Consider the following 15,450-nt stretch of genomic DNA (forward strand, 5'->3'; position numbering starts at 1 on the left):
ACACCATATTCGGCGCGGGCGGCCGGGGCTAGGAGAATTCCAGAAGCGTGATGCTGGGTCGCGCCCGGTGGAACGCACCGACCCGGTCCAGCGGCGGCCACGCCGCCACTTTGAACAGGCCCCGCCCGGGTGGCAGCGCGATGTCGCGGGCTGCCCGTACGCCGGGAATGCGTTCGGCGAGGGCCAGGCCTTCGTCGGCAGTCAGCCCGAACGGCATCGGCGGCGCGACATAGCGATCGGAGAGCCGTAAGCCCTTGAGGGTGCGGCGACTGAACCAGTGTGGCACCGAATCGAACATGAACCGTCCGCCGGGGAATCGCGCGGCGCAGTCGGTGATCAGGTCGATCACGTCGTCGGGCTGCAGGTACATCAGCAGGCCTTCGGCCGTGATGAACGCCCCGTGCGACGCGTCGACTCGGTCCATCCAGCTGCGGTCCAGAGCGGACTGGGCCAGGGGCACGATGCGGTCGTCAGCGGGCAGCAGCTGTTCGCGCAACGCCATGACGGGTGGCAGATCGACCGAGTACCAAGTCAATTCGTCTGCGAGGCCGGTGCGGGCCAGTCGCCAGAAACTGGTCTGAAGGCCTTCGGCCAAGGCCACCACCGCGGCCCGCGGATGGGCCGAGAGGTAGTCGCTCGCCACGGCGTCGAACGCGCGGGCCCGCAACCCGTGGGACTGGTTGGGCTTGCCGAACTTGAGGTAGTCGTAGTCGATCGCGTCGAGCAGGGAGACCGCCCACGGATCCCTGATCACGCCGTCGGAGCGCTTGGCCTCGGTGCCGCGGTTGTGCAGGGTCCACAGCGTGGTGGCCGAGACACCGTCGAGGATATTGCCGTCAATCACACTCATCGAGTTGATAGTAAGGACGTACGCTCGGTTTATGGGGCGCCAGGTTTTCGACGACAAGCTCTTGGCACTGATCAGTGGCAACTCGCTGGGCGTGTTGGCCACGATCAAACAGGACGGGCGGCCGCAGCTGTCGAACGTGTCGTACTACTTCGACCCGCGTGCGGTGGCCCTGGAGGTGTCGATCACCGAACCGCGGGCCAAGACGCGTAACCTGCGCCGCGATCCGCGGGCATCGATCCATGTCAGTTCGGATGACGGTTGGGCGTATGCCGTCGCCGAGGGCGAAGCGATCCTCACCCCGCCCGCGGCGTCACCCGACGACGACACCGTCGAGGCGCTGATCGCGTTGTATCGCAACATCGCCGGGGAACACCCGGACTGGGACGACTACCGGCGGGCCATGGTCGACGACCGTCGCGTGAAGCTGACACTGCCCATCTCACACCTGTACGGAATGCCGCCGGGTCTCCGCTGATTGGCTAGGCTGGCGCCATGGCGGAGACACCGGAAGCAGACGACACCAAGGCTAAGTTCCGGGAGGCGCTGGAACGTAAGAAGGCCCAGGCAAGCGGCGGATCGGCGCACAAGGACGGCGGCAACAAGCAGCCCCGCGCGCACGGCCCCGTGGAGAACCGCAGGGAGTTCCGCCGCAAGAGCGGGTAAGGCGTTCTAACAGCGCAGAGGATTGCAGTCACCTGGCGGCTGCGATCCTCTGCGTAGACGGTTATCCACAGAACGTCGACGTGTGCTCTGGTGGCCGCCGGCCAGGTCGACGAGTATCCAAGCGGTGGACATCGACGACCTGCTTCGGCTACAGGACGGGGTGATATCGCGCCGGCAGGCGCTGGGTGCGGGGCTGGTGCAACACGACATCCGGCGGTTGCTCAGGCGCAACCAGTGGGCGCGGGTGCATGCCGGCGTGTACATCAATCACACCGGGCCATTGACGTGGTCGCAACGAGCCTGGGCCGCAGTGCTTTACGCGGCTCCGGCGGTGCTATGCCTTGAATCGGCCATGGGTGACGAAGTTTCACCGATTCACGTCGCCGTGGCGCGAGACCGCGCGGCATTGGCGGAGCCTGCCGGAGTCCGCATTTACCACCTCGCCCACCTTGAGGAACGGGCGCTGTGGAACGTCGGCCCACCGCGGATGCGTTACGACGACGCTGCGCTGGACGTCGCGTGCCGGGCGACATCCGAACTCGATGCCATTGCTGTCCTGGCCAATGCGTGCCAATCTCGGCGCACGACTGCGCACCGGCTACTCAAAACTCTGGATTCTCGCGGGCGCGTGCGTCGTCGCCGATGGTTGCGAGCGGTTCTCGTCGACATCGCCGACGGTACCTGCTCGGTCCTTGAGCATGGCTATCTTGTTCGCGTCGAACGACCGCACGGGTTGCCCCGAGCCATCCGACAGAAGCGTTCGGCGTCGTCCGTCGGCGTCTGCTATCGCGATACCGAGTACAGCGAACGGCTCGTGGTCGAACTCGATGGCCGGGTGTTTCACGATTCGGCGACCCGGCGGGATGCGGACTTCGAACGAGATCTGGATGCTGCGGTCGACGGCCGGTCGACCGTCAGGCTGTCGTATCGGCAGGTCTTCGACCGGCCGTGCCACACGGCGGGCAAGATTGCTCTGGTTTTGCAGCGGCACGGGATCATCGCACCGGGTCGGCCATGCGGCGCGGGGTGCGCGTTCGGCCGATACGACCGCGCCGCATAGCCACCTACGCCGAGGGTTGCAGTCACCCGGTGGCTGCGATCCTCTGCGTTGACGCCAGCCAGCGGGCCACCACGAGCGCGGCCAGCATCACCGCGACGCAGTACAGGCCCTGGTCTTTGAGCCCCCACGCCACCGAGGTGAGGGTGGCCGCACCCGCGGTGCAGAGCAGCAAACCGACTGCGGCGCTGCGGGTTCCACGGTGGTCGACCGCTCCGCCGTCCCACAGCGGCAGCGGGGAGTTCTCCAGCGGTCGCAGCGCGACGAACGCCATCGCCACCACCGCGGCCATGAGTGCGAGTTGCAGCACGGACAGCGCCACGAAGCCGGCCGAAGACGGGTCGTACCGGTCGAAGCCCAGGTAGTCGAACACCAGGTGCATGCCCAGCAGCAGCGGCATGTGCCACAGGTACAGCGTCATCGCGCCGGAGTTGCCGATCGCGGCCAGCCACCACACCCGCGGCCGCTGCGCCCAGCGGGAGATCGCGGGTGCCGCGGCAATCGCGAACGCGCACATCATGATCGCGTGCCCGGCCAGCAGCAGCGAGGGCGGCGTCATGTTCTTCAGATGCTGGCTCTCGATGCCGACCAGGCTCAGCTCATAGGGGCCGAAGACCAGCAGCGCCAGATTCACGCCGAGCATGCCTATGCCGATCGCCAGCGCCGACCGGCCGGGCAGCAGGTTGCGCCGGTAAGCGACGCCGAACATGCCGGGGATCAGCCACACCACGGTGTTGAGGTAGCCGAGCGTGGCGTAACCCTCGACGTTGATCCGGATCGCGTCGATCACGGCGATGAACGCATAGGTACCGATCACGGCGGTGGCCAGCTGTGCGGTCGTGGTGATCCGGGCCAGCAGCGGCACAGCGGCGAGCACCAGCACATAGGCGCCGAGGAACCAGAGCAGCTGAATCGAGATGCCGGCGACCGGCTCATACACGTGCACCGGAAGCACGAACCGCAGCACCGTCAGCGCCACGCCCCAGAACGCCAGGTAGTGGAACACCGGCCGGTACAACCGCGTGCAGCGCTTCAGTAGCCAGCCGCCCCAGGGAGTACGGGGGCGCCAAGACGTCACCGACGCCGCGACCCCGGCGAAGAAGAACAACGGCATGATCTGGAACACCCAGGTCAACGCCTGAAACACAGTTGAGGCCGTGAGCAGGTTGCTCCAGATGAAGACATCGTCACGAATGGTGCTGGTGGCCATGACGGTGTGCCCGAACACCACGCCCACCAGGGACACGATGCGGATGACGTCGATGGCGCGGTCACGGCCGGCCGGGGTGGCCGCCTCAACTTCGGCGGGGGTTGGGAACAGCGATGCGGCTTTGGCGGCCGGTGTCGCGACAGCACTGGTCATGGCAGTAACGCTAAGGGCGTCACGGCCGCGTAGATCTAGGTAATTGCACTCAATTCGGCGTTACGTGCCTGCCGGGACTCCTGCCAGAGGATGGCCACCAGACAGATGACGGCAAGCACCCCGATCGCGATGGCGAAGGCCACGCCCGCGGTCCGCAGGCCCCAGACGCGGGCCGCCAGACCCTCGCTGACCACCGGCAGCGAGATGGCCACATAGGCGACGACGAAGTAGGTGGAACTGACCTCGGCGCGGCGTTCGGGCGGCGTCAATTCGGCGACGGCGGCCAGCCCGCGGCTGAAGCTGATGCCCTGACCCGCGCCCGACACCACGGCCGCGACGATCAGCCCGGTCAGCGACGAGAAGTACAGCGCGACAGTCAGAACGGCCATCCCCGCGGCCAGGACCGCACAGCCGATCGCGACCGCACGCTGCGGCGGGATCAACGTTGCGCCGATCTGCGCGACGGCGGACGCGGCGAAGATCGAGCAGGCGATGGCGCCCGCGATCGCGTAATTGTCGATGCCGACGACATTGGCGAGGAACGACGGCGCCACCGCGGTGTAGAGACCCATCACGGCGAACCCGGCGAACGCCGCCAGCGCTGCGATGACGAACACTGCGCGCACCTCGGCCGGAACGGATAGTCGCTGCACGCCGATGCTGCCGCAGCGTTCCGAGGTTTCGGGAACGACGATGACCGCGACGCCGGCCATCACCGCAAGCACGATGTGGATCAGGAAAGGCAACTGCAGCGGATGCGGCACGTACTGCACCAGCAGCCCCGCCAGCAGCGGACCCGAGCCCAGGCCGCCGATGTTGGCGATCGTCGCAACCGTGGCAGCGCGGGTGCGCCAACGCGGCGGGGCGGCCTCGATGACAGCTGCCGTCGCGGTGCCGGTGAACAGACCTGCTGACAGCCCCGAGAGCACCCGGCCCACCAGCAACTGCGGTACCGAATCGGCGACGAGGAACACCACCGCGCTGGCCAGGGCGGCCACCACACCGAACAGCAACATGGGTCGCCGGCCTACCGCGTCAGACCACCGTCCGAACACCAGCAGTGCGAACAGCACGCCGCCCGCGTAGGTGGCGTAGATGACCGTCGTCGTGAGCACCGCGAAATGCATGCGCTCGGCGTACAGGGCATACATCGGGGTGGGCAGCGTCGTGCCGACCATGATGGCTGCGAACGCGTAGGCAAGTAGGCCGAACGCGAATACGGAACGGTTACGTGGGGCGGAGCTCCGGGAGTCGGGCATGTGGCAGTCCAACGTTGCCGAGGCGGTTCGCCATCCCCGAACGGGTTCGGGGATGGCGAAATCACCTCAGTGTGCGATGGCCTTCTCGGCGCCCACGCCGGTCAGCGACCGCACCTCCATTTCGGCGTTGAGCTCGGGATTGCCGCGGTCCGACGAGGTCAGCGTGCCGACGACGCCGAGCAGGAACGCCAGCGGGATGGACACGATGCCGGGGTTGGCCAACGGGAACCAGGCGAAGTCCAGGTTGGGGAACATGGCCTTCGGAGTACCCGATACGGCCGGGGAGAACACGATCAGCACGATGGTCGACACCAGCCCGCCGTACATGCTCCACAGCGCGCCGCGGGTGTTGAACCGGCGCCAGTACAGCGAGTACACGATGGTCGGCAGGTTGGCGGCGGCCGCGACGGCGAAGGCCAGCGCGACCAGGAACGCGATGTTCTGCCCGTTGGCCAGGATGCCCAGCACGATCGCGAAGACGCCGAGGACCACCGCCGTGATCCGGGAGACCCGTACCTGTTCCTCTTCGGTCACGTTGTGGGACTTGAGCACGGAGGCGTAGACGTCGTGGGCGAAGGACGCCGACGCGGTGATGGTCAGCCCGGCGACCACGGCAAGGATGGTCGCGAAGGCCACCGCGGAGATGATGCCGAGCAGCACCACCCCGCCCAGCTCGAGGGCCAGCAGCGGGGCTGCGGAGTTCTCCTTGCCTGCGGCGGACAGGATGCGGTCGGGGCCGACGATCGCTGCGGCGCCGTACCCCAGCACCAGGGTGAACAGGTAGAACGCGCCGATCAGGGAGATGGCCCAGACCACGGAGCGCCGCGCTTCCTTGGCGGTGGGCACGGTGTAGAAGCGCATCAACACGTGCGGCAGGCCCGCGGTGCCCAACACCAGCGCCAGGCCCAGCGACAGGAAGTTGATCTTCGAGGTGGTCGACCCGCCGTACTGGGCGCCGGGGGCGAGAACGTCCCGGTTGGCGACGCCCTTGGTGGTGGCATCGGAGATCGCAGACTGCGCCGAGCCGAGGATTTCGGAGAAGTTCAGCCCGAACCTCGCCAGCACCATGAACGTCATCAGCGCGGCGCCCGTGATCAGCAGGACCGCTTTGATGATCTGCACCCAGGTGGTGCCCTTCATCCCGCCGACCAGCACGTAGACGATCATCAGCACGCCGACCACGGCGATCACCAGCGACTGGCCGGTCTTGCTGTGCACGTTGAGCAGCAGCGCGACCAGGCCGCCCGCCCCGGCCATCTGGGCCAGCAGGTAGAACAGCGACACCGTCAGCGTCGTGGTGGCCGCGGCCAGCCGCACCGGGCGCTGCTTGAGCCGGAAGCTCAGCACGTCGGCCATGGTGAATCGGCCGGTGTTGCGCAGCAGTTCGGCGACCAGCAGCAGCGCCACGAGCCAGGCCACGAGAAAGCCGATGGAGTAGAGGAAGCCGTCGTAGCCGTAGACGGCGATGGCCCCGGCGATGCCGAGGAAGCTGGCCGCCGACAGGTAGTCCCCGGCGATGGCGATGCCGTTCTGCGGGCCGGAAAAGGCCCGGCCGCCGGTGAAGAACTGATCGGCGGAGCGGTTGTTGCCGCTGGCCCGGATCACGACGAACATCGTGATGACGACGAAGGCGCCGAAGATGGCGATGTTGGCGATCGGGTTGCCGACCGAATCCGCTGCTGCCGTCAGCGTCGTCACTGGGCGTCTCCTTCCAGTTCGGCCCGGATCGCCGCGGCCCGGGGATCGAGCTCACGGTTGGCGAAGCGCACGTAGATGCCGGTGATGACGAACGTCGTGACGAACTGGCCCAGGCCGAGCAGCAAGCCGACATTGACATTGCCGAACACCTTGGTCGCCATGAGGTCGTGCGCGAAGGCGCCGAGTACGACGTACAGGCCGTACCAGAGCAGGAAGAACGCCGTCATCGGGAAGACGAACCTGCGCAGCCTGCTGCGCAGCTCCTGGAACTCCGGACTGGCCTGGGCGGCGAGAAATTGCGCGCCGCTGGGCGCGACGCGGGGCGGAAGGTCGGTTTCGGGCACCGGGGCTCCTTGGGGTTGTCTGTGAGGCAGCTGGGAATCGAACCTAGATGAGATGTGAGTCACAATCGAGGCGATACGCCGAAGCCGGGTGTCCGTGCGCCGAGTGGTCGGTCAACCACGTTGAGCGGTGCCTCTCCTTTTCCGCCGAGCAGACACGCAGGTCCGCGACACGCCGCGTTTGGCGTACCGCAATGTCTGCTCGGCAGGGGTAAGGCGGGGGTAATCAGCCCCGCGGCACTCGCTCGACGCCCATGCCGAGGCGTTCGGGCACATGCATGCGCGCGAAAATCTGCGCCACGTTCGGCGTGGGCCGGGTGAAACGGCTGACCATGACCATCGTCAGGAACGCCAACGGCACACTGACCGCGGCCGGGTAGCCCACCATGACGGCAGGCCAGCCACCGAGCACGTCCTCGTCGACGCCGCCGGCGATGGCCACCGTGACCGCGCCGCCGCACACGCCACCGCCCACCACCAGCCCGGATGCGGCGCCGGTCACGGTCAGCCCGCGCCACCAGATGCCGAGTACCAGCAGCGGGCACAGCGTCGACGCCGCGACCGCGAAGGCCAGGCCGACACTGCGGGAAAGCTCCAGCCCGGACACCACCAGCGACAGCGGGATCGGGATCAGCCCGCCGATCACCGCGGCCACCCGGAAGTCCCGCACCCGCCCGCGCAGGACATCGGTGGCCAGCGCCCCGGCGATGCTGACCAGCAGTCCTGACGACGTGGCGAGGAAGGCCGCGATGGCTCCGGCCGCCACCAGGGCCGCCAGCAGCTGACCGCCGACGCCACCGATCGCGGCGCCGGGCGCCAGCAGCACCGCCGCGTCGGCGGTTCCGGTGATGAGCAGCTGCGGAACGTACAAGCGGGCGAACACGCCGAGCAGCGTGGGGAACAGATAGAACAGCCACAGCAGGGCGATCACCGCGAGCGCGGTACGCCGGGCCGCCCGGCCGTCGGGGTTGGTGTAGAAGCGCACCAGCACGTGCGGCAGCCCCATGGTGCCGAGGAACGTGGCCACGATGATCGACATCACCTGATAGAGCGGATGACCGCCACCGAGCCCGCCGCCGGACGCGATCCATTCTGTGCCGGTGCTCGGGGCGCCGGCCACCACTGGGGTTGCGGCGCCGGCCGCCAAGGTCAGCGTGGTGCCGGCGCCGAGTGTGTGCTCGCCCGCGGTCCCGATCGCGACGGCCTCGACGCGCCGTCCGTCGAGGGTGCCGGTCACGGTGATGCCTGCCGGTTCGGTGACGTGCACGACGACGCCGGTGTCGACGGCGACGGTGGTCTGCTGCTGCACGGTCGGCGGCAACGGGCTGCCGAGTTCGCCACCGCCGCCGATGAACAACCCCAGCAGGGCCAACGCCGGGACGGCGATCGCGGTCAGCTTGAGCCAGTACTGGAAGGCCTGCACGAAGGTGATCGAGCGCATGCCGCCTGCCACCACGTTGGCGATGACGATCGTGCCGACCAGCAGCGGGCCGATCCAGACCGGTACTCCCAGTAGCGTTTTCAACGCGAGACCGGCGCCCTGGTATTGCGGAGCCAGGTAGAACACGCAGATCATCACCACCACGAGCATGGCCAGCTTGCGCAATCGTGCTGAGCCGAGCCGGAATTCGGCGAAGTCGGGAACCGTGTAGGCGCCCGAGCGGCGCAGCGGTGCCGCGACGAACAGCAGCAGTCCCAGATAGCCCGCGGTGAAGCCGACCGGATACCACAGGGCGTCGGCGCCATATTTGGCGATCAGCCCGGCGACCCCGAGAAACGATGCCGCCGAGAGGTATTCACCCGAGATCGCGGCGGCGTTCCAGTGTGGGCCGATGGAGCGCGAGGCCACCAGAAAGTCGGACGTGGTGCGCGACAACCGCACTCCGTAGGTGCCGATGGCGACGGTGGCGACGGCCGCGGTCAACAACGCGGCAGCGGTGAGCGGCGAACCCGTCATGGTTCGCTGTCGACGACGCGGACGAAGTCACGTTCGGCCTGCTCGGCCAGCCGCACGTAGAGCCGCCCGATGCCGTACAGCAGGGGATAGGCCAGGCCTGCCAGGATCAGCCAGTTCAGACGAATGCCGAACACGCTGTGCGCGGCCAACTCCGGGACCGTCGCGGTGATCACCACGAGTGCGACCGCGACGGTCACGACGACGGCGGCCAGTCGCAGGGCCAGCCCGAGCTGGGCCCGCACCAGACCGCGCACCAGTGCGTCGCCGACCTGGGTCTGCTCCTGCACTTCGACGCGGGTGCGCACCATGCGGGCACCGCGCCGGTGGGCGAGCACGACGCGCTCACGCTGCGGGCGGTCACTCATCGGTCGGTTTCAGGTTGCGCATCGGATCGCGTACCACGCGGTCGCGAAGCTCGCGGGCTTGGCGCCGGCTGACCGGCAACTCCACGGCGGGGGAGGATCCGTTGGCGCGCAGCCGGACCAGCACGGCGCCGTCGGCATTGCGCAGCCCGGTGACCATCCGCAGCGAGACCAGATACGACCGGTGGATGCGTTGAAAGCCATGGTCTCGCCACCGAGTTTCCAAGGTGCTCAAGGGAATTCGCACCAGATGCGCACCGGTTGCGGCATGCAGCCGGGCATAGTCACCCTCGGCCTCGACCCAGCTGATGCTGTCGCGGCGCACCAACTGGGTGATGCCGCCGAGTTCGGCCGGGATCACGTCGGAGTCCTGGTCGTCCGACGGTGTTTCGGTCGGTCGAGTGGCGGCGACCCCGTCGGCGACGCGTCGCACCGCCTCGTCGAGTCGGTTCTGCCGGATCGGTTTGAGCAGATAGTCGACCGCGCCCACGTCGAACGCCGCCACGGCCTTGTCGTCGTGCGCGGTCACGAACACCACGGCGGGCCGGTTCGTGAAATTGCTGAGCACACCGGCCAGTTCGATGCCCGAGAGCCCCGGCATGTTGATGTCGAGGAACACGGCCTCGATGGGGTGCCGGTTGAGTTCCCGCAGGGCCGAGGTGGCGTCGCCCGCGGTGTACACGTCGCCGACGCAGGGGTGACGGCCCAGCTAGGTAGGCCAGCTCGTCGAGTGCGGGTGCCTCGTCGTCGACTGCCAGCACGGTCAGAAGCCGGCTCACGCGCGGACTCCTGAGCGGAACTTCGGTACCCGCATCATGACCTTCGTACCCGCCCCGATCGCCGTTTCGACCACCAGACCGTAGTCGTTGCCGAACGCGGCCCGCAGCCGATGGTCGACATTGGTCAGCCCGACGTGCGCGGACTCGTCGCTGCGGTGTGCCAGCGCGTCGCCCTGCCCGGCCCGTAGCGTCTCGGGATCCATGCCGGCGCCATCGTCCTCGACGGTGATCACGCAGTCCGATCCTTCGTCGCGAGCGACGATTTCGATCGACCCGCCTCCTTGACCGGCCAACCCGTGCCGCACCGCGTTCTCGACCAGTGGCTGCAGCGCCAGGAACGGCACGACGACGCTGAGCACTTCGGGCGCGACCTGCAGCCGGACTGTCAGTGCCTGCCCGAAGCGGGCGCGCTCCAGCGTCAGGTACCGGTCGATGTTGCGCAGTTCCTCGGCCAGCGTGGTGTACTGCCCGGCCGCGCGGAACGAGTAGCGGGTGAAATCGGCGAACTCCAGGATCAGTTCACGGGCCCGATCGGGATCGGTGCGCACGAACGAGGCGATGGTGCCCAGCGCGTTGTAGATGAAGTGCGGGCTGATCTGGGCGCGCAGCGCGAGCACCTCGGCGCGGTCCAAGCGGGCGCGCGAGGCGTCGAGCTCGGCCAGTTCGATCTGGCTCGCGGCGTACCTGGCGACCTCGCCGACGGCACCGAGCATGCCGGGGCCGGGTGTGGTGCCGGTGATCACGACGAGCGCGCCGAGCACCTCACCGCCCTCGGTCAGCAGCGGCTGCGCGACGACCGTCGTGGTGCGCACGCTTCTGAGCACTCGCCGCTGGCCGGTGATCGACTCGGTGGCGGTGGCCGTGCAGCTGTCGACCACATCGGCCGGCCAAACGGGTTCGTCGTCGGGATCCCGCGAGAGTGGGGCACCGTCGTCGTCATACAGCGCGAGTCCGACGGCCCCGGTGAGCTCGCGCAAAAACGGCGCGGCGGTGTGCGCGGATTCGCTGTCGAGGCCGCGGCGCAGGGCCCGCGCGGCCTGGGCGGCGGTGTGCAACGTGGCGTGTACCGCGCGCTCGGTGGGCGTCGCGACCACCCGGCGGGTACGCACGACCACGACCGCGACCACTGCCGTCAGCGTCAGCGCCAACGTCAGCGCTATCGCAACCTCGCCGGACATCGTGCGGCCAACCTTAAACCGACGAGGTGGTCAAACCGCTGATCACTGAACCGGGCAGGCGTACTTTCTGGCCACGTCCATCACTCGCTGCTGCGCGCCGGGGCCGATCACCCCTTGCGCGGCCAGTTCCAAACCGATGTATCCGGGTAGACCGCCGATACAGGCTTGGTGGGCGACGCGCCACGCGGTGTCCGGGTTCAGGTGGTAGCCGTTGCGGTCGAGCCCTTGCAGGTATTCGTCGAAAGCCGGCGTGCCCTGGTCGGGTACGGCATTGGCGGTGGCGGCCAAGGCGATAGCGGCAAGCACCGCTGCGAACAAAGGTGCAACCACACGTCTCATGTCCATCTCCTATGGGCATATCCACCGGTCATCGCGTTCACGTTCGCACACTGCACCGACACAGACTGCAAAACTCCGGCATCGCGTGGTCCTAAACTGGCGAGGTGGCGAAACTGCAGCTCGTTCAAGACCCGGCCGCCGATGCCCTGCTCGAGGAGAATCCGTTCGCGTTGCTGGTCGGCATGCTGCTTGATCAGCAGATCCCGATGGAGACGGCGTTCGCGGGACCCAAGAAGATCGCGGACCGCATCGGCGGCGTCGACGCCGTCCAGATCGCCGAGTACGACCCGGAGGCGTTCGTCGCGCTCTGCTCCGAAACGCCTGCGATCCACCGGTTTCCGGGGTCGATGTCCAAGCGGGTGCAGGCGCTCGCACAGGCCATCGTCGACGAGTACGACGGTGACGTGACCAAGCTGTGGACCGAGGGCGACCCGGACGGCAAGGAAGTGCTGAGGCGGCTCAAGGGCCTGCCCGGTTTCGGTGATCAGAAAGCCCGGATCTTCCTGGCGCTGCTCGGCAAGCAGTACGGCGTGACACCGAGCGGCTGGCGCGCCGCGGCAGGCGACTACGGCAAGGCCGGCACCCACATGTCGGTGGCCGATGTGGTCGACGCCGGGTCGCTGCAGAAGGTGCGCACGTACAAGAAGGAAATGAAAGCGGCAGCCAAGGCTGCCAAGGCCTGATACCCGGCGAAGTCGGGTAGGCGCCTACTCTAGGTCGTCGGCGTGGCCCGAGCCATGCTGCCAGGCATGGACCTCGAGGTCATCGACAAAGGTCATGTGACACCGCCACATCCGACCCCGTTGCTGTTCGTCCACGGCGCGTGGCACGCAGCGTGGTGTTGGGACGAGTACTTCCTCGACTACTTCGCCGAACGCGGATACCGCGCCACCGCACTCAGCATCCGCGGCCACGGAGCGAGCCGGACTGCCAAATCCCTGCGCACCTGTTCGCTCGTCGACTATGTCGCCGACATCAGGTCGGTCGCGGCGACGCTCGGGGCCGAACCGGTGCTCGTCGGGCATTCCATGGGTGGCCTGCTGACCCAGAAATATCTGGAATCCCGCGCTGCCCCGGCGGGTGTGCTGCTGGCGTCGGTGCCGCCTCAGGGCATCGCGCGCTTCCTTGGTCGCATGACGCGTAAGCACCCGTGGCTGATGGCCAAGAGCATGGCCACCGGAAAATCGTTGCGGTTCTTCGGCACTGCTCAGTTGGCCCGGGAGCATCTGTTCTCCACCGCGACCGCCGAATCAGACGTTCGCCGCCACATGGCCCGGCTCAACGAGGAGAGCCAGCGAATGACGGTCGACGCCCTGGTCCTGAGGCTTCCCAAGGTGAACCGGGTGACGACTCCGCTGCTGGTCCTGGGTGCCGACGACGACGCGATGCTCACCCGCGACGAGGTGCATGCGACGGCGCGTGCGTACGGCACCGAAGCCGAGTTCTTCGCCGGGATGGGGCACGACATGATGCTTGAACCGGACTGGAAGGCGGTGGCCGAGCGGATCGACACCTGGCTGGGGCAGCGCAGACTATGACACCGTGAACGGTTCGCCGTCGAAGCGCTCGCGGGTGGCGATCTCGGTGACCGGCCTACGGGTGAGCTTGGTGAACTGACGCACGGGCTTGCCCATGGGTACCACTGCCGCGACCGCGAACTGCTCGGGTATGCCGAGCAACGCCTTCACCCGCGGCTCCTCGGGCACCGCCATGGTCGTCAGCACACCGCCGAAGCCTTCACTGCGGGCCGCCAACAGGATGTTCCACACGAACGGGTACACCGACGCCCCGGACACCACGCCGATCCGGTCGAGGTTCTGGTCGAGCGCGGCCACCACGCCGAGGTCGACACAGACCACCAGCACCACCGACGCCTCGAGCAGCTGGGTCGCGGGTGGCACCTCGACCCCCGCGATCTCTTCGTCGGACACACCGGGGGAATGCAATGGGTTCCAAGGATTCTCGCCGTTGCGTTGCTGCGCGATGTAGCGCCGCGCGCCCGTCACGCTGAGGTCGGAGAGCGCCTCGCGGGTGTGCGGATCGCGGATCACCACCACTCGGGTGCCCTGCCGGTTGCCGCCACTGGGCGCGAACCGGGCGTTGTCCAGTATGCGTTCCAGGACTTCATCGGGCAGTGGTTCGCCGGTGAACTGACGGGTGGCGCCGGTGGTGCGCATGACGTCGTAGATCTCCATGCCTACATCTAACTCATCTATGCGATGGTGTTGATATGGCGAAGACACATCTCAACTGCCCGTGCGGCGAGGCGATCACGGGAACCGATGAGGACGACTTGGTCGAGAAGGCTCAGGCGCATCTTGCCGAGGCGCATCCGGGCCGTGAGTACGACCGGGAAATGATCCTGTTCATGGCGTACTGACGGGTCCTGAAGGGGCCGAACAAAATTCCCGGCCGCCAGCAGGTTGCCGGCGACCGGGAATTCCGTTTCCCCATTTTTCGTGATGTTGTCAGGGCACCACCGTCGACCCGATGGTGGGCATGAACTGGCACTGCTTCTCGGTGGTCGATACCTGGCCGAAGATCGTCGAGATGATGCTGCCCGAGCCGGTGTCGGCGACGGCCGTCAGCGTCGTCGGGCCTTGCGGGTTGATGTCGGAGCGCGGCGTCAGCGTCGCGCTGCCAGACTTGCCCGTCGTCAGGTTCACCCAGGTGACGTTCAGCGGTAGCTTCTGGTCGGCTGCGGGGCCCGGCGTGCCGATCGCGGTGAAGACGTAGGCCGTCTGGCCCGGGCCGGGTCCCGGGGTCGGGATCTTGGCGGGACCGGCCACCGAAATCGCCGTCGCCAGAACATTTCCGCCGTCCTTGAGGCACCCGTTGCTGATCGACGGGTACATGAAGTCCTGCGTGACCGGGCTGTCCGGGCCGAATCCCGGGGTGGCTGCGGCCGCGGGAGCCGCCGCCGGCGCGGGATCAGGTGCCGGGGCCGGCGCTGCGTCGGGAGCAGGGGCCGGAGCCGGAGCAGCTTCAGGGGCCGGAGCCGGGCGGGAGCGGCCTCGGGAGCAGGAGCTGGGGCTGGTGCTGCCTCCGGAGCGGGAGCCGGCGCGGGTGCGGCCGCTGGGGCGGGAGCTGGGCCGGTGCGGCCTCGGGAGCGGGAGCCGGTGCGGCAGGCGGCGCCGGTGCCGCCTGTGGCGCGGCCGCCTGGGCCGGGCCGACCGCATTGGCCGGGTCGATGCCCGTCGGCAGGTGTGCCTCCGGACCGGCGCCCGCGCCGGGCACGTGGGCTGCCGGTGCCGCTGCTGCCGGTGCCGCGGCGGCAGGCTCGGCGACGAAGTGGTTGACTGCCGTCGCGACGTTGCGAGAGTCGTCGGGCGCCGACTTGTTCGCCGCGAACGCCTGCGCCGCCGCCATCAGCAGTTGTGCGGCACCCGCCGGGTCGGCGGCGGCCTGCTGGATGACGGGGCTCAGGCTCTGGATCGCCGAAAGCCCCGGCGCCTGTGCACCGTCGATCGGCAGTGGCGCTGGATCAGCGTGGGCGATCCCGCTGCCGAGCAGCACGACGGCCGACGCTGTGATTGCAGCAGCGGTGGCGAACAACGTTTTCGGTGACATGGCTCTCCCTAGGGCGTGTCGGACGGTCAGACCG

The 15,450-nt window shown here is 68.1% G+C and carries 16 protein-coding genes and 2 pseudogenes; 6 read left to right on the plus strand and 12 right to left on the minus strand.

The window, feature by feature from the left end; all coding sequences use genetic code 11:
- Positions 1–28: 28 nt before the first annotated feature.
- The gene (locus BTO20_RS08710; RefSeq protein ID WP_087075050.1) at positions 29–850 is read right to left on the minus strand and encodes a class I SAM-dependent methyltransferase; all 822 of its coding nucleotides are present in this window, start codon (positions 848–850) and stop codon (positions 29–31) included.
- A gap of 31 nt (positions 851–881) precedes the next feature.
- Here BTO20_RS08710 and BTO20_RS08715 point away from each other — a divergent pair, with 31 nt between their 5' ends.
- The 3 genes from BTO20_RS08715 (at position 882) to BTO20_RS08725 (ending at position 2,573) form a co-directional block, all read left to right on the plus strand.
- Positions 882–1,325: a PPOX class F420-dependent oxidoreductase gene (locus BTO20_RS08715; protein WP_087075052.1), complete on the plus strand. Its 444-nt coding sequence runs from the start codon at positions 882–884 to the stop codon at positions 1,323–1,325.
- Between the two features lie 17 nt (positions 1,326–1,342).
- Positions 1,343–1,513 carry a DUF5302 domain-containing protein gene (locus BTO20_RS08720; RefSeq protein WP_087075055.1) on the plus strand — a complete coding sequence of 57 codons (171 nt, stop codon included), beginning with the start codon at positions 1,343–1,345 and terminating at the stop codon, positions 1,511–1,513.
- 124 nt (positions 1,514–1,637) lie between these two features.
- On the plus strand, positions 1,638–2,573 hold the full coding sequence (locus BTO20_RS08725; RefSeq protein ID WP_087075057.1) for a type IV toxin-antitoxin system AbiEi family antitoxin domain-containing protein: 936 nt from the start codon (positions 1,638–1,640) through the stop codon (positions 2,571–2,573).
- Between the two features lie 22 nt (positions 2,574–2,595).
- On the opposite strand, the gene BTO20_RS08730 is transcribed toward BTO20_RS08725, so the two are convergent.
- The 9 genes and pseudogenes from BTO20_RS08730 to BTO20_RS08770 form a co-directional block, all read right to left on the minus strand.
- Positions 2,596–3,933: an acyltransferase family protein gene (locus BTO20_RS08730; protein ID WP_087075059.1), complete on the minus strand. Its 1,338-nt coding sequence runs from the start codon at positions 3,931–3,933 to the stop codon at positions 2,596–2,598.
- A gap of 35 nt (positions 3,934–3,968) precedes the next feature.
- Entirely contained in the window at positions 3,969–5,192 is a 1,224-nt protein-coding gene (locus BTO20_RS08735) for an MFS transporter (protein ID WP_087075061.1), read from the minus strand.
- Positions 5,193–5,258: 66 nt separating this feature from the next.
- Positions 5,259–6,890: a solute symporter family protein gene (locus BTO20_RS08740; protein ID WP_087075063.1), complete on the minus strand. Its 1,632-nt coding sequence runs from the start codon at positions 6,888–6,890 to the stop codon at positions 5,259–5,261.
- A complete protein-coding gene (locus tag BTO20_RS08745; RefSeq protein WP_087075065.1) occupies positions 6,887–7,234 on the minus strand; it encodes a DUF485 domain-containing protein in 348 nt (115 codons plus the stop codon). The genes BTO20_RS08740 and BTO20_RS08745 overlap by 4 nt, the downstream gene beginning before the upstream one ends.
- 223 nt (positions 7,235–7,457) lie before the next feature.
- Entirely contained in the window at positions 7,458–9,188 is a 1,731-nt protein-coding gene (locus BTO20_RS08750) for a sodium/solute symporter (protein ID WP_087075067.1), read from the minus strand.
- Positions 9,185–9,553: a hypothetical protein gene (locus BTO20_RS08755; RefSeq protein ID WP_198344302.1), complete on the minus strand. Its 369-nt coding sequence runs from the start codon at positions 9,551–9,553 to the stop codon at positions 9,185–9,187. Before BTO20_RS08755 ends, BTO20_RS08750 begins: the two co-directional genes overlap by 4 nt.
- Positions 9,546–10,329, minus strand: a pseudogene (locus BTO20_RS08760) (LytR/AlgR family response regulator transcription factor). The gene BTO20_RS08755 and the pseudogene BTO20_RS08760 overlap by 8 nt, the downstream one beginning before the upstream one ends.
- Positions 10,326–11,507: a sensor histidine kinase gene (locus BTO20_RS08765; RefSeq protein ID WP_087075069.1), complete on the minus strand. Its 1,182-nt coding sequence runs from the start codon at positions 11,505–11,507 to the stop codon at positions 10,326–10,328. The pseudogene BTO20_RS08760 and the gene BTO20_RS08765 overlap by 4 nt, the downstream one beginning before the upstream one ends.
- Positions 11,508–11,549: 42 nt before the next feature.
- Entirely contained in the window at positions 11,550–11,852 is a 303-nt protein-coding gene (locus BTO20_RS08770; protein ID WP_198344303.1) for a DUF732 domain-containing protein, read from the minus strand.
- A 98-nt stretch (positions 11,853–11,950) separates the two neighbouring features.
- Here BTO20_RS08770 and BTO20_RS08775 point away from each other — a divergent pair, with 98 nt between their 5' ends.
- Together BTO20_RS08775 and BTO20_RS08780 are read left to right on the plus strand one after the other, a co-directional pair.
- Positions 11,951–12,529 (plus strand): HhH-GPD-type base excision DNA repair protein, encoded by a 579-nt coding sequence (locus BTO20_RS08775; protein ID WP_087075071.1) that lies wholly within the window; start codon positions 11,951–11,953, stop codon positions 12,527–12,529.
- Between the two features lie 66 nt (positions 12,530–12,595).
- Complete coding sequence (locus BTO20_RS08780) at positions 12,596–13,384, plus strand: alpha/beta hydrolase (RefSeq protein ID WP_087081830.1); 789 nt, start codon at positions 12,596–12,598, stop codon at positions 13,382–13,384.
- Here BTO20_RS08780 and BTO20_RS08785 read toward each other — a convergent pair.
- On the minus strand, positions 13,379–14,041 hold the full coding sequence (locus tag BTO20_RS08785) for a nitroreductase family protein (RefSeq protein WP_087075073.1): 663 nt from the start codon (positions 14,039–14,041) through the stop codon (positions 13,379–13,381). The genes BTO20_RS08780 and BTO20_RS08785 overlap by 6 nt on opposite strands.
- A gap of 35 nt (positions 14,042–14,076) precedes the next feature.
- Between BTO20_RS08785 and BTO20_RS08790 the strand changes: the two genes are divergently transcribed.
- Complete coding sequence (locus tag BTO20_RS08790) at positions 14,077–14,226, plus strand: DUF1059 domain-containing protein (RefSeq protein ID WP_063827611.1); 150 nt, start codon at positions 14,077–14,079, stop codon at positions 14,224–14,226.
- 88 nt (positions 14,227–14,314) lie between these two features.
- On the opposite strand, the pseudogene BTO20_RS08795 reads toward BTO20_RS08790, so the two are convergent.
- Positions 14,315–15,416 (minus strand): annotated as a pseudogene (locus BTO20_RS08795) (Rv1157c family protein).
- Positions 15,417–15,450: the final 34 nt, after the last annotated feature.

It is taken from the genome of Mycobacterium dioxanotrophicus (assembly GCF_002157835.1).
Taxonomy (GTDB): domain Bacteria; phylum Actinomycetota; class Actinomycetes; order Mycobacteriales; family Mycobacteriaceae; genus Mycobacterium; species Mycobacterium dioxanotrophicus.

Bases quoted from the DNA above. Each gene is read 5' to 3' on its own strand.
- BTO20_RS08770 (WP_198344303.1), bottom strand. From the start codon at position 11,852: ATGGACATGAGACGTGTGGTTGCACCTTTGTTCGCAGCGGTGCTTGCC.
- BTO20_RS08755 (WP_198344302.1), bottom strand. From the start codon at position 9,553: ATGAGTGACCGCCCGCAGCGTGAGCGCGTCGTGCTCGCCCACCGGCGC.
- BTO20_RS08720 (WP_087075055.1), top strand. From the start codon at position 1,343: ATGGCGGAGACACCGGAAGCAGACGACACCAAGGCTAAGTTCCGGGAG.
- BTO20_RS08735 (WP_087075061.1), bottom strand. From the start codon at position 5,192: ATGCCCGACTCCCGGAGCTCCGCCCCACGTAACCGTTCCGTATTCGCG.
- BTO20_RS08750 (WP_087075067.1), bottom strand. From the start codon at position 9,188: ATGACGGGTTCGCCGCTCACCGCTGCCGCGTTGTTGACCGCGGCCGTC.
- BTO20_RS08765 (WP_087075069.1), bottom strand. From the start codon at position 11,507: ATGTCCGGCGAGGTTGCGATAGCGCTGACGTTGGCGCTGACGCTGACG.
- BTO20_RS08715 (WP_087075052.1), top strand. From the start codon at position 882: ATGGGGCGCCAGGTTTTCGACGACAAGCTCTTGGCACTGATCAGTGGC.
- BTO20_RS08730 (WP_087075059.1), bottom strand. From the start codon at position 3,933: ATGACCAGTGCTGTCGCGACACCGGCCGCCAAAGCCGCATCGCTGTTC.
- BTO20_RS08785 (WP_087075073.1), bottom strand. From the start codon at position 14,041: ATGGAGATCTACGACGTCATGCGCACCACCGGCGCCACCCGTCAGTTC.
- BTO20_RS08710 (WP_087075050.1), bottom strand. From the start codon at position 850: ATGAGTGTGATTGACGGCAATATCCTCGACGGTGTCTCGGCCACCACG.
- BTO20_RS08790 (WP_063827611.1), top strand. From the start codon at position 14,077: ATGGCGAAGACACATCTCAACTGCCCGTGCGGCGAGGCGATCACGGGA.
- BTO20_RS08780 (WP_087081830.1), top strand. From the start codon at position 12,596: ATGGACCTCGAGGTCATCGACAAAGGTCATGTGACACCGCCACATCCG.